The sequence below is a fragment of the Chitinophaga sp. SVR4-12A genome, assembly GCF_056754765.1.
This window is the reverse complement of record NZ_JBPGWP010000001.1, coordinates 6,421,712-6,436,385: the sequence shown is the minus strand read 5'-3', so window position 1 is coordinate 6,436,385 and position 14,674 is coordinate 6,421,712. Positions and strand designations below refer to the sequence as shown.

The following is a 14,674-nucleotide window of genomic DNA, read 5'->3' as shown; positions in this document are numbered from 1 at the left end:
TACTATGCTGAAATGTATTATTATTGACGACGAACAACACTCTATTGATTTATTGAAAAGCTATATTGAGAAGATATCTTTTCTACAACTGACCGGCACCTTTAACAACCCGTTGAATGCCCTTTCCAGCATAGATGTGGACATCATCTTTATCGACATCCAGATGCCGCAGCTGTCAGGACTGGATTTCATAAAGCTGGTAAAAGAAAAGACCAAGGTAATTGTGATCTCTGCCTTCAAAGAATATGCATTTGAAAGTTTTGAATATGCCGTACTTGATTATTTGCTGAAACCTGTGTCGTTTGACCGCTTACTTAAAGCAGTACAAAAAGCCATGAACCAGCTCGCATTTGCAGAAGAGGACGCTAAAGGCAGCGGCTCTCACAAGAATTATATTGTAGTGCGCGTAGATGCCAAGAACAAGCTGCAGAAAATAGAGCTGGAAGATATTCTCTACATAGAAGGCATGAAGAACTATGTCACCATTCACAAAGACCAGCAGAATATCACCACGCTGCTGAACATGAAAGACCTGGAAAGCAGCTTGCCTAAAGACCAGTTCATCCGCATACACAAATCATATATCATCTCTATTGATAAAATAAAGATCATCGAGGGGAACCAGGTGTTTCTCAATAATGTAAAAGAGAGTCTTACATTAAGTGAAACCTACAAAACCGCATTTTTTGATATCCTGAAACAGCGACTGATCGGCAATCAAAAAAACATTTGATAAAATAAGACAAGATGGGGTTGTCATTTTTTTCGCCACTCATTTTACGATGCCCTGCTAAGCCATTTGAGAAATCTGTTACAACACCTTTGCCAGCCGAGCTATTGAATGATACTGCGCTGATGGAAGCTATTCACCTGGCCTCTCCTGCACTGTACGAACAATGCCTGAAATACCAGTCCGGCAATATAACAGACCCGCGCAAACAGCAGAAGGTCACTAACGCCCTGATCAAATATTACAGCCGCATGCGCAGCCGGCCAACACCCTTCGGCCTTTTTTCCGGCTGCACGGTATTGCAATGGGGAGAAAAGGACCGCATTGCGCTGCTTACAGACAAATGGATCCGGCATGTCCGCTTTGATACCGACTTCCTCTGCAACCTGGTGCAGCTGCTGGAGGCGCTCCCGGAAGTGCGTCACCAGCTGTATTACCGTTTCAACTCCTCCCTGTACCAGGTAGGCAATGAATACAGGTACTATGAATATATACTGGATAACAACCAGCGTAAATACCAGGTCAGCTCCGTAGACGCTTCGCCGTTACTATCCGCCCTGGCGGATCAGTGTAAATGCTCCGCGATGCAATTCGACGTGCTTTGCGGCAGAGTAATGGAAATGGAAAGTGTCTCTCACGAGGAAGCGGCCGCCTATATAGATGAGATGATCGATTCACAGCTGCTCATCAGCAACCTGGGATTCCAGGGCGCCGGAGACGATTTCCTGGAACAGATCATCCGGGTATTACAACAGGTGCACCAGGGCACCGGCAGCGATATGGTACAACAATACCTTAGCGGGCTGCAGCAAATGCACGAGCAGCTGCTTCATGCACGTTGCGCGCCCTGCCTGCGCGGGGCGCTGGAACAGGCCACCCACAAGGTGGAAGCATTATCTATCCCCTTCCGTGCTGACCGCCTTTTCCAGATCGATTGTACATTGGAAAGCAATGAACAAACTATTGACCAGCAATGGCAGCCGCCCTTGCTGTCTGCATTGGAGGTATTGCAGATACTTTGCTCCGGCCACAGCTCCAGCAAATGGCTGAGCGATATAAAGGAAAAATTCAGGGCCAGGTATGAAACCGCGCCTGTTCCCTTGCCCTTCCTCGCAGATCCGGATATCGGGATCCTGTCAGATAAAACAAGCGGTATAACGGAGCTGGATGAACTGCAGCAACCCTCTTCTGTCAATGTTTCTGCGCTTGGCGGGGAAGAGCTGCCTTCCAGCGGGCAGCCGGTACAGCACCTGCTCATAAAAAAGCTGTTAGCCGCCTTTAAAACAGACGCTACTACCATTTTCATCACAGATCAAGAGATCGCCGGGCTGCGTGAAGAGATCAGCCTCCCTGCATTGCCTGATACCTTCTCCGTCATGTTCAGCTTCATCAATACACCCGGCGCCAATATGGTGATCGAGAGTGCAGGCGGCGCCACCGGTACTTCACTGGCCGGGCGCTTTGGATATACGGATGCGCATATACGGGAACTGCTGCAGTCCGTTCAAGCGTTTGAACAGGATAAACGGGCCGACAGTCTCATTGCCTCAGTAGTGCATCTGCCTGAAAGCAGAACAGGCAATATTATGCAGCATCCCGGTATCCGGCCATTCGAGATTCCTTACCTGGGGCTCTCTTCCCGTTGTCCTCATGAACAGCTGCCAGTGTCGGACCTTTATGTCTCCCTGCAGCATGAAGAGATGACCCTGTACTCAAAACAGCATGGAAAAAACGTGTTGCCCAGGATAGACAGCGCGCATAATTATGTGCATAACACGCTTCCTCTCTACCGCCTGCTGGGAGAATTGCAAGGAGAAGGAAAGCAAACGGGGCTCACCTTTGCATGGAACATCCGTTTGCCGGGTATTTATTTTTATCCCCGACTGCAGTATAAAGAGGTTATTCTTAGCCCGGCGCAATGGCATCTGCCCTCCGATACGTATCAAGGACTACTGGATGCACAACCGGCAGCGCGGCCGGCTGCCTTCCGGCAATTCGTTTCTCATTGGAAACTGCCGCGCTATTTTGTGCTGTCCAATGGCGATCAGGAATTACTGATAGATACGGAAGATGAGCAGCTTATACCAGCTTTTACAGGAGAGATAAAAGACAGCCAGCAGATCATCCTGAAAGAGTTCCTGTATACATCAGACAGTACGATCACTAAAGATATAAACGGCCGCCCTTATGTACATCAGCTGATCGGCATTGTAAAGAATGACGCGCCTGTTGCCCGGCCGGCGCTACAGCCAGACCATCATGCGCTTCCTGTCAGGCATTTTTCCATCGGATCGGAATGGTTGTACTTTAAGCTCTATGGCAATCATCATTACGCGAATGAAATACTGAAAAATATCATTGCACCTACGGTAGATCTTTTGACCGATGAAGGGCTCATCAGGGCCTGGTTCTTTATACGCTACGGCAACACCAAAGAACATCTGCGTGTTCGTTTCCGGCTGAGCAACACCCAACATACCGGGGAAGTGGTACAGCATATGAAAGCGGCGCTGGCGGATGCGGAAAGAGAACAGTACATCTGGAAAGTGCAGACAGATACCTATATACGGGAAATAGAGCGTTATGGCGCCAGCAGCATAGCGGCCGCTGAGCATTTCTTCTGTATGGACAGCAACTATGTGCTGGAGCTGCTACAGTATATTGCCGGGCATCCGCATCATCCTCCCCTACTGATGATCGCATTGAAAGATCTGGACCTGATCTTGCAGCAATTCTCTTTTACGCTGGCGGAGAAAACCAGCTTCACCGGCCATTACAGGGATGCTTTCAATAAGGAGTTCAGTCCCTGCAAAGAAGAAAAACAATTGTTTGCCCAATACTTCCGGGACCATCACTCCCTGATAGGCACCCTGCTGGACCCTTCGCTGGCGGCAGCAGCCTACCCGGAGCTATCAGCATTGATACAGGGGCACAGCGAGCGCCTGGCCGCCGCTGTTCAGGAGCTATTGCAAAGCAGGGATTCACATGCGCCCGGCATTCAGGCCCTTGTTGGCGATCTGCTGCATATGCATTTTAACAGGCTGTTCCATACTTCGCAGCGAAGGTATGAGATGATCGTTTACCATATCAGCCATAGTTATTACCGATCACTGGAAGCGAGGAGTAAGATGTTATAGGCGGTCTTCAACATAACGTCATTGCGGACAAGTGGGTCTTCATCCCCGTCACTACCAGGGTCTTCATCCCGTCATTGCGAGGAGCCGCAAAGCCTTAGAGCGCGGCACGACGAAGCAATCTTTTAACACAACCGCCGCTAAAGAGCAACTAAAAGATTGCTTCGGCCCGGCTCCGCACTGAGCCTGCGGGCCTCGCAATGACGCGAGTGGTGTAACCTTCCTTAACTGTTGGCAATAACTGCTGGCAATGACGGGGATGGGATATCCCGCAATGCGGAAGGGGATGGCCCCTCCCTTAATTCAAATGAAAATATGCCACCAGCCAACCCACCACCTCACTATAACTGTAAATTCCTTTTTCCTGCTTATTCGCCTTCAGGTACTGATCATACAACATACCGGAATAATCATCCAGGGGACCGCGGTAGGCCTTGTAAAAATCGATCATCGCTTTATAATCCGCTTTTACTCCGGGCACGGCCCTGCGCCAGATGTCTTTGGCCAGGGTGGTATCCCGGCGGGACAGCTGGCTGGTACTGTACAGGAACATTTCAAAATTGGCGGCGTAGCGGAAACGGGGGTCGCCGGTATTGTCGGCCACCAGGTATCCTATGAAATTGGCCGATTCCTCGGGGGCATAGCCCAATTGGTGGGCAATCTCGTGGCAGGTGGTAAAGGGCTGCATAAAAAGCGGGGTCGTGGTATTTACCTGGGCCTCATTAGTAAAGGGGTTGAGATAGCCGGTCACCCCCATATAGTTCAGCCATTTGCCAAAAAGGGCGGGCTTTACGCAGGGGCTTTGGTACCGGAGCGAGGGCCATTTGGTGGCAGCCTGCTCGTAGGCATGAACGGCCTTACTGAACAGCATGGCGCTGTCCCGATCGGGCGCCACCAGGCCGATGGTATCGCCCAGGGCGGCTTTCTGCGTGTTCACCTGCAGCAGCAGGGTATCGGCCAGTTTGTAAAGCTGGGCGGTATTATAAGACTTCACATCCAGGCCCATATCCGCCGACAAAGAGTGCCTCCGGTAGTTATAGCCCCACAGCAGCAGGAAGGCCAAGTATACGCCCAGCAAGGCTCCCAGCCCTTTTAGGAGCAGGGCGCCCGCCTCGATCCAGCGGCCCCTGATCATTTTATAACATAGTTTTAACAAAAAAACTATAGCGGTTATAATCCAGGCGGCATAAATTAGGTCTCCGACGCTAAAAGGCACCAGTCCCGTTACTCGCCTGAAGACAGCACTTATCGAAACATAAAACCTATGAAAGTAGAATGAAGCAAAGCCGTCACTTACCGCGAATAACAGATTCAACAGCAGCAGGCTGAGCACTGTTATGACTATACGAATCCCTGTCCTTTTAATCGTAGCTTTATGTTCCATAATGATCTATAACCGGTGACAACGATGACCGATGACATATTACTGTATGAGCTGTCTGCCACACTTACTACACAACTAGGAGTGAAAATAACAATTAATCACGCAGAAAGCGTACATGGTGGAGATATAAATAAAACCTATAAACTCTCTACCAATGAAGGTCCCTTTTTCCTGAAGCTGAATGATGCACGGCGCTACCCGGATATGTTCGCCAAGGAGTTCAGGGGGCTGGAGGCCCTGCGTAAAACGGCCGCCATCACCCTGCCCCAGCCCATCTGTTTCGGTGCAAAGAACGGACAGGCATTTCTGGTGACCACCTTTATGCAAAAGGGCGGCGCCGTACCTGATTTCTGGGAAGGCTTTGCAGCGGCCATCGGCAAAATGCATCAGCACACGCAACCTCATTTCGGTTTTAATGAATCTAACTATATCGGCTCTATTAAACAATATAATACGCCGTACAGCAGCTGGGCCGTATTCTATGCTTTTAACCGCCTGACGCCACTGGGCAGGCAGGCTTATGATAAGCACCTGATCGACAAAAGCGACCTCCAGCTGCTGGAAAAGTTGTGTAAACGGTTGCCCTCCATCTTTCCCGAAGAAAAGCCGGCCTTATTGCATGGAGACCTGTGGTCCGGCAATTTCATGGTAGGACCAGACGGACGCGCCTGCATTTACGACCCTGCCGTATATTACGGCCACCGCGAAATGGACCTGGCTATGACACGCCTCTTCGGCGGCTTTGACACCCGTTTTTATTATAGTTACCAGCACATGTATCCCCTGGCAAATGGGTGGCAGCAGCGTATTGGCATCTGCCAGCTGTATCCATTGCTGGTGCATGTGTTATTGTTTGGAGGGAGTTATATTGATAATGTGAAGGAGATTTTACGTGAGAACAGTTAGTTTGAGGTTTGAGGTTTGAGGTTTAAGGTTTGAAGTTCGTTAAAGGTTAAAGGTTGATGGATGAAATCTTACCTGACACTTGTTGCCAACCTCTAACATCTAACCAACCTCAAACTTCAAACCTCAAACTTTTTTATCTTTTAACCCCCTGCTCTTTCATGAATTGTATCATCCTGCTGAATTCTTCTTCCACCACCGGGAAATAGCGGTTCATATCGGCAGCGATCTCGGCGTACAGGGACGCAATTTTAGTGGCAGTGGCTTCCTGTTCATCTTTCAGCACATCTTCCATTTCCTGCATTTTATCGCTGACCCAGGTAAGGCCTACCATGGCGAAATTCGGTTTCAGTTTATGCACCTGGATCTTGAGGTTTTCCAGGTCTTTTTTATGTACAAAATTTTCCAGCTTGCGCACTTCGCCCCGTATGGTTTTAATGAAGATCTCGAACAGGTCGGCCGCATAGGCAATATTATTCTCGTACAAAGCGCGCAGGTACTTTGTATTCAGTTCTTCGTGGAACTCGTAACCATTAATGTCTTCTTCTTCCTCCATTGGTAACGCGGTTTCGTCTTCGTTCAGGTATTTGTTAAGGATCTGCAATAACTGATCCGGCGTATACGGTTTAGTCAGGATATCCGTGATGCCTATGTTCCGGGCCATGGTGGCGGTGCTCTCCATGGCTACGGCAGTGGTGGCCACGATAGGGGTGGCTACGTTGGGCAGTCGCTCATCGGCCCTGATCCTCTTTGTCAGCTCAAACCCATCCATTCCCGGTATGCGGATGTCCATCAAGATCAGCTCATATAGCCGGGAATCCAGGAAATACAGTGCATCCGGTGCGTTGGTGGCCAGCTGGCAATGAATATTATATTTCTCCAGCAGGCTGATAATATAGCGGAGGTTCATCGGGTTATCCTCAATGATCAGTACCCTGGCCCCGCCGAAATCTATCTGCCGGCGGCGCTTTTTCAGGATGCTCCCGGATACCACCGGCTTGTTGGTATCAATGAAAGGAAGGTTGAATGAAAAACAAGTCCGGTAACCAGGATGTTCCTCTATCAGGATATGGCCTCCCTGCCGCTCGACCAATTGCTTGACAATGGCCAGGCCTAAGCCTGTGCCGCCATAAATTTCGCGAATTTCTTTTTCTGCCTGCTTATAATTCTGAAAAACCAGCTCGAGTTTATCCTTCCGGATGCCGATACCGGTGTCGCATACCCTGAACCGCACCCAGAGTGTATTTTCCTGCCAGCTTTCCAGCTCTGCGCTGAGGGCGATCTCCCCTTCTTTCGTGAATTTGTCTGCATTTCCTAACAAATTCATGAGGATCTGGTTCAGTAGCAGGTCGTCTCCTACCAGGAGGTGCTCCAGGCGGGTATCTACCGAAGCCGATATTTTGATGGGCCGCTGGCCCATTTTCAACTCAAAAGTATGTTTCAGGGAATGAATCAGCTCTCCGAGGTTAAACTCCCGCTGGTTCACCTGCAGTTCGCCGGCTTCGATACGGGAGAGGTCCAGGATATCGGTAATAAGCCCCAGGAGGATCCCGGAAGTATGTTTCAGCGTCCTTACATATTCATCCTGCCGTTCGTCGAGGTTCGTTTCTTCCAGGAGATGGGTCATCCCGATGATGGCGTTGAGCGGGGTACGGATCTCATGGCTCATATTGGCCAGGAAATCCTTTTGGGCACGCTGGGCCTCTTCGGCTTCCTGCCGGGCCCGTTCCAGCTCCTGTTGAGGTACGCGGTTTTTAGTGACGTCCACCACCTGCCAGATGGCGCCACGGAAACGGCCTTTGTCTTGCAGGGGCATATAGCTCACCTCCCGGATATGCCCGTCTAAAAACAGGATCGGCCAGCCGAAAAAGGTCTTTTTCCGGCGGCGCAGTTCTTTCATTTTTTCTTCAAAGGCATCCGGCTCCCTGACAAAGGGCCGAAAAAATTCTATGACGGCCGCGAAAGGCTGGTTGACCACCTTGCAGGCGTCAGGCCCCATATCGAACGATCTGACAATCACATCATTAGCCCATATGAACTTGTGCTTGGGGTCCGTGACGAAGATACCGGCGTTAGAATTTTGCAACAATACTGATAGCGGGAGGGAAAAAACGTCCACCACATCCGATATTGGCATATTGGTGTTGACAGATGGCGTATTCCGGTGTCCCATTCTAACTTTGGCCTTCATGGTAGTAATTTCATGGAACGGGGTATGATCAAGGTTTTCATATTAATGCTTATACCCTCCGGGCTGCATTGATAATCAACAAATTTAGGAAATTTTTACATTTACAATAATTTAGTTACCTTTGCATCCCTCTAAAAGTGGAGGACTAATTTTATGAAACAAGCCTTAGTTCTTTCTTTATAAAAGTAAATAACTTTGCGCAAGTTCCATCGGACCATTGACATAAAATTTATTGACAGATGAAACCACTCCGTGAATTTGATATAGCCTTTGTAGGACTGAAGCCCGGAGTGCATACCTTTCAGTACCAAATTACGGATAGTTTTTTTGAAAATTACGGTCCGCAGGATTTCAGCAATACAAATGCAACGGTAAAGCTGCAATTAGACAAAAAGAGCAACTTTTTCCTGCTGAAATTCGAGATAGGTGGCACTGTTACTGTAATTTGCGATAGATGCGGCGCACCTTTTGAATTGCAGTTATGGGACGATTTTGACCAGGTAGTGAAACTGGTGGAAAATCCGGAAGAAATGGATAGTGATGAGGATCCGGAAGTTTCCTATATTTCGAAGACAGAATCCCACTTAAATGTGGCAGAATGGATATACGAATTCATCAACCTGAGCATTCCGATGCAGAAGATACACCCGGACGACGCCAACGGTAAGAGCGGTTGTGATCCCAAGGTGCTGGAAATGCTGGACAAGATGAACCAACAGGCGGGTGAGAAAAAGAACCCGATTTGGAAAGATCTGGACAAATTCAGAGAAAATTAATTAATAACGAGACAATTAAAAATTCAATACAATGCCAAATCCTAAACGCAGACATTCTCAGCAAAGATCAGCGAAGAGAAGAACGCATTACAAGGCAGTTGCAGACACTTTAAGCACTGATACTGCAACCGGCGAAGTGCATCTGAGACATCGTGCTCATTGGGTAGAGAACAAATTATACTACAAAGGTAAAGTAGTGCTGGAGAAACAAGCCGGCGCCGCTAAATAGGCCAGGTCATTTACTTTAAATGGCACCACTACGCTGAACGCTAAACGCTAAATGCTGAACGCTTGCTATACTTAAGCGTTTGGTATTTAGCCTTGGGCATTCAGCGTACTTATATACTACCCTTAAGACCAAATTAAAGTTACATGCGAATTGGGCTTGATATGATGGGAGGTGACTTTGCCCCCAGGAAGCTGTTAACGGAGTACAATTATTCCTGGCCTCTGCCCCAAAGAACGTGCACCTGGTGCTAATCGGTGATGAGCAGGCAGTAAAACCCCTGCTGGCAGATGCGCAGATAGACCCATTGACCTATACCATCGTTCACGCATCCCAGATCATTGGCATGCATGAGCACCCTACCAAAGCACTGAAAGAAAAACAGCAATCTTCCATTGCCATCGGCTTTCACCTTTTACAGAATGGTAAAATAGACGCCTTTATCAGCGCCGGCAACACAGGCGCCATGATGGTAGGCACTTTTTATTCCATCAAAGCGATAGAAGGCGTGCAAAGGCCCACTATCAGCACTCCCGTGCCCAGGCAGGACGGCACCTATGGCCTGCTGCTGGACGTGGGTATCAATGCTGACTGCAAGCCCGAGAACCTGGTACAGTTTGCCATATTAGGCTCCCTGTACGCCCAGCATATCCTTGGCCACAGCAAACCGGCCGTTGGACTGCTAAATATCGGCGAAGAGGAAGGTAAAGGCAACCTGCTGGCGCAAGCCACCTATCCCCTCCTGAAGGAACACCCGCAGATCAATTTTATCGGCAACGTGGAAGGAAGAGATATCTTCTCCACAAAAGCAGATGTGATTGTCTGTGAAGGATTTACCGGGAACGTTGTGCTGAAAATGGCAGAGTCCTTCCATGATATCGCGGTGAAACGCAAGATCAATGACAGCTACCTCGAGCAGTTTGACTTTGAAAGCTACGGAGGAACGCCGGTATTAGGGGTTTCCCACCCGGTGATCATCGGACATGGTATATCGAAAGGGATCGCGTTTAAGAATATGATATTGCTGGCGCAGCAGATGATAGAAAGTAAGTTACTGGACAAGATAAAAGAAAGCTTCAACGGAAAGGCATAAAGAGCGGCTAAACGAGCGATAAAATATTGAAAATCATTATAAAAGAGGGTATATCACTCAGATATGCCCTCTTTTCATTTTTATACCCCTCCCTCCTAATGCGTTAAAAACCAGTGCTTTACTAGTGCTTATTCACCTGAAACCCAGTACAGTTGCCGCTTTTCCTGGGGATATTTCCCATATATAAGCGGGTTGTATGCCAGATATAACCGGGATATAAGCCCCCTTTTTAGATAGCAGTTATCCTGCTTAAAACTAGTTTAGAAATAGCCGATATAGAGCAGAAAACCGGATGAATAATACCGGAAATACGATGTACCCGTTAGATCGCTAACGGGTTTTAGCTGGCAAACGCAAGGAAATGGCTTATTTAACTACCAGGGGAAGTTTCACATAAAAGGTAGTACCTACATTCAGCCGGGTGAGGAACCAGATTTCGCCCCTTGCCTGTTCTACGATGTTTTTACACATGGCAAGACCCAGGCCGGTACCGGAATTTTTGGTAGTAAAGTTAGGTACAAAGATACGGGATTGGATCTCAGGAGAGATGCCTTCGCCGTTGTCCTGCACGCTGACCACCACCCATTTGTCGTCTGTGGTGGCCTCCATGTGCATGACGATACGTCCGGCCCGGCTTTCGGGAATAGCCTGTATAGCATTTTGCAGCAGGTTGGTGAACAGGCGGTTCATCTGGGTTTTGTCGGCATATACATGGCAGGGACGCTCCGGCTCATTATACAGGATCTCGCAGCCGGGCTGGCCCTGGTAAAGGCCATGGAGGGAATGCAGCACCTCATTTAGGAGCATCACCTCATTCACGGCCTCCCCTATGCGGGAAAAGGCGGAGAAGTCCGATGCGATATTGGACAGGTGCTCTATCTGCTCTACCAGCGTATGGGCCACGTTGTTGGTGAGCTGTTTTACATTGGGACTATCATTATCTATGGCCCGCTGCAGGTACTGGATGCTCAGCTTCATGGGCGTAAGCGGGTTCTTGATCTCGTGGGCCACCTGCCGCGCCATTTCCCGCCAGGCTCCTTCCCTTTCGCTCTTGGCCAGCTTGGCGGCGCTCACTTCCAGCTTGCGCACCATTTTGTTGTATTCCTTCACGAGGGCGCCTATTTCATCATCCTTATCCCATTCGATCTCGTCGTTCCTTTGTCCGAGGCTTACATTCCGCAGTTTTTCCGTTACCAGGGAGAAGGACCGCGTGATGGAGTTGGTGATCAGCAGTGCCAGCATACCGGCTATCAGGAAGATGAAGGCGTTGAAATTGATCAGGGCTACCAGGAAGTTCGAGATCTGCTGGTTACGTTCCGTCTGCGTTGCGAAATAAGGCACGTTCAGGTAAGCAAATACCTCTCCGGTGGTATCACGCAAAGGTACGTAACCGGAGAAGTAGTTCATCGAACCGATTTCCTCTTTCTGTATATACTGGATCTCGTTCAGCCGGAACATATGGAAGTAGGCCTGCGGCTGCATTTTGCGGGACAGCAGCCCTTTCTCCGTCATCAGGGGCTGGGTACTTACCTGCAGGTTGCCATCGCGGTCAAAGATATTGATATCCAGGGCGCGGTCTTCTGCGATGTCGCTCATCGAAGATTGCAAACCTGCCTGGAAAATGGGATCATAGAGATCTTCCAGGTTATCGAACATGCGCTGGGAGTCGAATTCCTTTTCTACGTCGTGGGCCACCTCGCTCATGGTTTTGCTGAGCCGTTCGCGGTTCTCTGCATCCGAGCGGTTGATGAAGAACAATACGGTGGTAACACCCAGGATGACGAAGGCAAATACCACTACGAAGATGATCGTGCCGTGCACCTTTTTACGGATACTCACGTCTACCAATGTACGAAGCGGGCCAATGCGCATCCTGGCCTTTATCAGCAGATCCAGTAGTTTATAGATCACGATAATGAGCAGGAAGAGGCAGAACATGTAGGCAAAGAGCGTGATGAACTCTATAAAGCTCCGGCTCTCCTTTACCACCATCACGATCTTATCTTTCGAAGCTTTATAAATGAGCATGGAATTGCCCTTGACCTTCTTTTCGGATACGTCGGTCTCCGGTATATCACTGGCATACAGCTTGATGGGAAAGGCGAAATCGTTGATATTGCTTACCAGGATCCCTTTATCATAGATGGCGTAAGAATAGGCGGCGGAGGTTTCTTTTTCCGGGTCGTTGATCTCACCATCTACCAGCAGCTCGGGGTAAAGCTTCTGCGAGTTGATGACTGCAGGCGTGAGCTCATATACCAGGGAACCGATGATGATACTGTCTTTCATGAACACTTTCTTGCCGATGTAACTGTAGTCGTTAAAGCTGCGTTCATTGTAGTACAGGTCATTATCACTGCCTACCTGGTCGGAATGCTGCAGGATCCGCGGGTTAAGGGAATAGATGCTGGCCGTGTCTGAAGGGAAGACGGGGTAGCCGTTCTCGTCAAAGAAATAGAAAGTAGCATTGAAGCGGCTCAGGTAACCCTTGAAATATTTTTGCTGCAGCTCATTTACCAGCAGCTCTTTAGGCAGCTGGCTGGCGCTGCGCATATCCTGGAAGAGGATCTGTATGCGCTCGTCGTCTTCCATGTTACGGCTCACATCATTGAGCAGCATTTCCAGGTAAGGGTCGCGCTGCTTGGAAAGGTCTACGGCCAGGCGCTCACGCAGGGTCAGCTCCTTCTTGTTGTTATAATATACCAGTACGGCGGAGGTGGTGACAGTAAGCAGCACCAGCCAGAATACAAAAGACACTGTGCCCAGGCTCTTTTCAAAGCGGTGGGCAAACATATCCAGCAGCACTACATAGAGCAGCAGCCAGATCACCATCACGATAAAATAAGGCAGCTCGGGGTTCTTCAGGCGGAACAGCAGCCATACCAGGCCCACGGCCGCCAGGAAGATATATTTGGTGCGGTGACGGAAACCCGTCAGCTCATTCAGCAGGTAATTGATGATCTGTGAAAAGAACAGGAAGCTGAAGGCAATGAATCCCAGGATGATGAACCCGATCACGCTGTATTCGTTCAGGCTGAAAGGGTTGGTAACGTCAAAAGAAATCCTGGAGTCGATCACAAGGCTCTGGATCAGCTCTGAGAGGAATTGGCCGACGATATACACCACCAGGCTGGAAAAGGCGATCACCGCAATTCGTTGCCATTCTTCTTTCAGCTTGGTCGCGTTGATGGTCTTTACGTGCTCGCGGAAGAACAGCAACATCCAGAAGGTGAGCAGTACGTTCAGCAGCAGGTCGCCCAGGGAAGGGAATATTTCGTTCTTCGCGTAAATGAAGGGAGTGAAGATGTTGAGCGCCCGCAGGTCGAACGGGAACGGGTACATGTAACTGAGGATCCTGAGTGTGAGGACCATGAAAAACAGGAAAAAGAAACCGATGAGGGGATTCTTCTGCCGGGCTATCAGCGTAGCAAAGAGATTAACGAAGATGAGCACACAGATCACGCCCAATACGCGGAGCACGACGCTGAGCAGGTTAGGCGGACTGACACTCAGTGCGGGATCGTAATGCAGGTAGAAGAGGATGATATTCCTGTTATTCAGCACCGGGATGCCGGGAGGGCGCAGGTGGATCTCGTATTCTTTGCCCAGGGCGGGTTTATCATAGAAGTGATCTACCAGGTAGTCATTGCTGATGCTGTATTCCATCTTGACGGGGATCAGTCCGACGAGCCAGCGTTTATGTCCCGAAGGAGCAGGCATCGTACGGTTAATCACTTCATAATACCCGTTCTTCAGCTTCACAAAGCCGGAGCCTCCTTTATAGATCACCTGGTCGTCCGGCTGTACGTCGTTGGTACTCCAGAATACCAGCCAGCGGCCGATAGCGCTGCTATCGTAGGCAAATACGTAATAATCGCGGTCGTGTACAAATTTCAGCTCCTTTTCGTTGTAGGTGCGGCGGAACAAATGATCCATCAGCCGGCCGTCTGCCGCCAGGCGTTCAAATGACAGTTCCCGTTTATGCAGGCTCTTTTCCAGGTTGCGTTTTACGCCCTGGGGGGAAGAGTAGTAAGACCAGTAATTACTGAACAGGAAAGCGAAGGTGAAGAGCCATGCGGCGATGATCAGCAAATATCCGTGTCGCAGGAAGAAAAGCCGTATTTCTTTGATGTCGAGCAATGAGTAATGATTAAAAAGCTGCAAGCTTCGAGCTGCAAGCTACAAGATGTATGCCGTTATTCAAATATAGCTGCCACGGCTTGCGGCTTGTAGCTTG

The 14,674-nt window shown here is 49.2% G+C and carries 9 protein-coding genes; 6 read left to right on the top strand and 3 right to left on the bottom strand.

The window, feature by feature from the left end; genetic code table 11:
• Positions 1-4 precede the first annotated feature (4 nt).
• Positions 5-733: a LytR/AlgR family response regulator transcription factor gene (locus tag ACR9Y8_RS25920; protein WP_481216162.1), complete on the top strand. Its 729-nt coding sequence runs from the start codon at positions 5-7 to the stop codon at positions 731-733.
• 14 nt (positions 734-747) lie between these two features.
• On the top strand, positions 748-3,867 hold the full coding sequence (locus ACR9Y8_RS25915; protein WP_481216161.1) for a lantibiotic dehydratase: 3,120 nt from the start codon (positions 748-750) through the stop codon (positions 3,865-3,867).
• A 295-nt stretch (positions 3,868-4,162) separates the two neighbouring features.
• Here ACR9Y8_RS25915 and ACR9Y8_RS25910 read toward each other — a convergent pair whose 3' ends face one another.
• Entirely contained in the window at positions 4,163-5,248 is a 1,086-nt protein-coding gene (locus ACR9Y8_RS25910) for a DUF3810 domain-containing protein (RefSeq protein WP_481216160.1), read from the bottom strand.
• Positions 5,249-5,272: 24 nt separating this feature from the next.
• On the opposite strand from ACR9Y8_RS25910, the gene ACR9Y8_RS25905 reads away from it, so the two are divergent.
• Positions 5,273-6,154, top strand: coding sequence for a fructosamine kinase family protein (locus ACR9Y8_RS25905; protein ID WP_481216159.1), 882 nt, complete (start codon positions 5,273-5,275; stop codon positions 6,152-6,154).
• 133 nt (positions 6,155-6,287) lie between these two features.
• Here the strand turns inward: ACR9Y8_RS25905 and ACR9Y8_RS25900 are convergent, their stop codons facing one another.
• On the bottom strand, positions 6,288-8,342 hold the full coding sequence (locus ACR9Y8_RS25900; protein ID WP_481216158.1) for a response regulator: 2,055 nt from the start codon (positions 8,340-8,342) through the stop codon (positions 6,288-6,290).
• Positions 8,343-8,581: 239 nt separating this feature from the next.
• Here ACR9Y8_RS25900 and ACR9Y8_RS25895 point away from each other — a divergent pair, with 239 nt between their 5' ends.
• From ACR9Y8_RS25895 to plsX, 3 genes are all read left to right on the top strand, one after another.
• Positions 8,582-9,118, top strand: a complete 537-nt coding sequence (locus tag ACR9Y8_RS25895) for a YceD family protein (protein ID WP_481216157.1) — start codon at positions 8,582-8,584, stop codon at positions 9,116-9,118.
• 31 nt (positions 9,119-9,149) lie between these two features.
• On the top strand, positions 9,150-9,347 hold the full coding sequence (gene rpmF / locus ACR9Y8_RS25890; protein ID WP_481216156.1) for a 50S ribosomal protein L32: 198 nt from the start codon (positions 9,150-9,152) through the stop codon (positions 9,345-9,347).
• Positions 9,348-9,582: 235 nt separating this feature from the next.
• Positions 9,583-10,437 (top strand): phosphate acyltransferase PlsX, encoded by an 855-nt coding sequence (plsX, locus tag ACR9Y8_RS25885; RefSeq protein ID WP_481216155.1) that lies wholly within the window; start codon positions 9,583-9,585, stop codon positions 10,435-10,437.
• Between the two features lie 366 nt (positions 10,438-10,803).
• On the opposite strand, the gene ACR9Y8_RS25880 is transcribed toward plsX, so the two are convergent.
• Positions 10,804-14,577: a sensor histidine kinase gene (locus ACR9Y8_RS25880; RefSeq protein WP_481216154.1), complete on the bottom strand. Its 3,774-nt coding sequence runs from the start codon at positions 14,575-14,577 to the stop codon at positions 10,804-10,806.
• Positions 14,578-14,674: the final 97 nt, after the last annotated feature.

Bases quoted from the DNA above. Each gene is read 5' to 3' on its own strand.
- ACR9Y8_RS25915 (WP_481216161.1), top strand. From the start codon at position 748: ATGGGGTTGTCATTTTTTTCGCCACTCATTTTACGATGCCCTGCTAAG.
- ACR9Y8_RS25920 (WP_481216162.1), top strand. From the start codon at position 5: ATGCTGAAATGTATTATTATTGACGACGAACAACACTCTATTGATTTA.
- ACR9Y8_RS25905 (WP_481216159.1), top strand. From the start codon at position 5,273: ATGACCGATGACATATTACTGTATGAGCTGTCTGCCACACTTACTACA.
- ACR9Y8_RS25895 (WP_481216157.1), top strand. From the start codon at position 8,582: ATGAAACCACTCCGTGAATTTGATATAGCCTTTGTAGGACTGAAGCCC.
- rpmF (WP_481216156.1), top strand. From the start codon at position 9,150: ATGCCAAATCCTAAACGCAGACATTCTCAGCAAAGATCAGCGAAGAGA.
- ACR9Y8_RS25900 (WP_481216158.1), bottom strand. From the start codon at position 8,342: ATGAAGGCCAAAGTTAGAATGGGACACCGGAATACGCCATCTGTCAAC.
- ACR9Y8_RS25910 (WP_481216160.1), bottom strand. From the start codon at position 5,248: ATGGAACATAAAGCTACGATTAAAAGGACAGGGATTCGTATAGTCATA.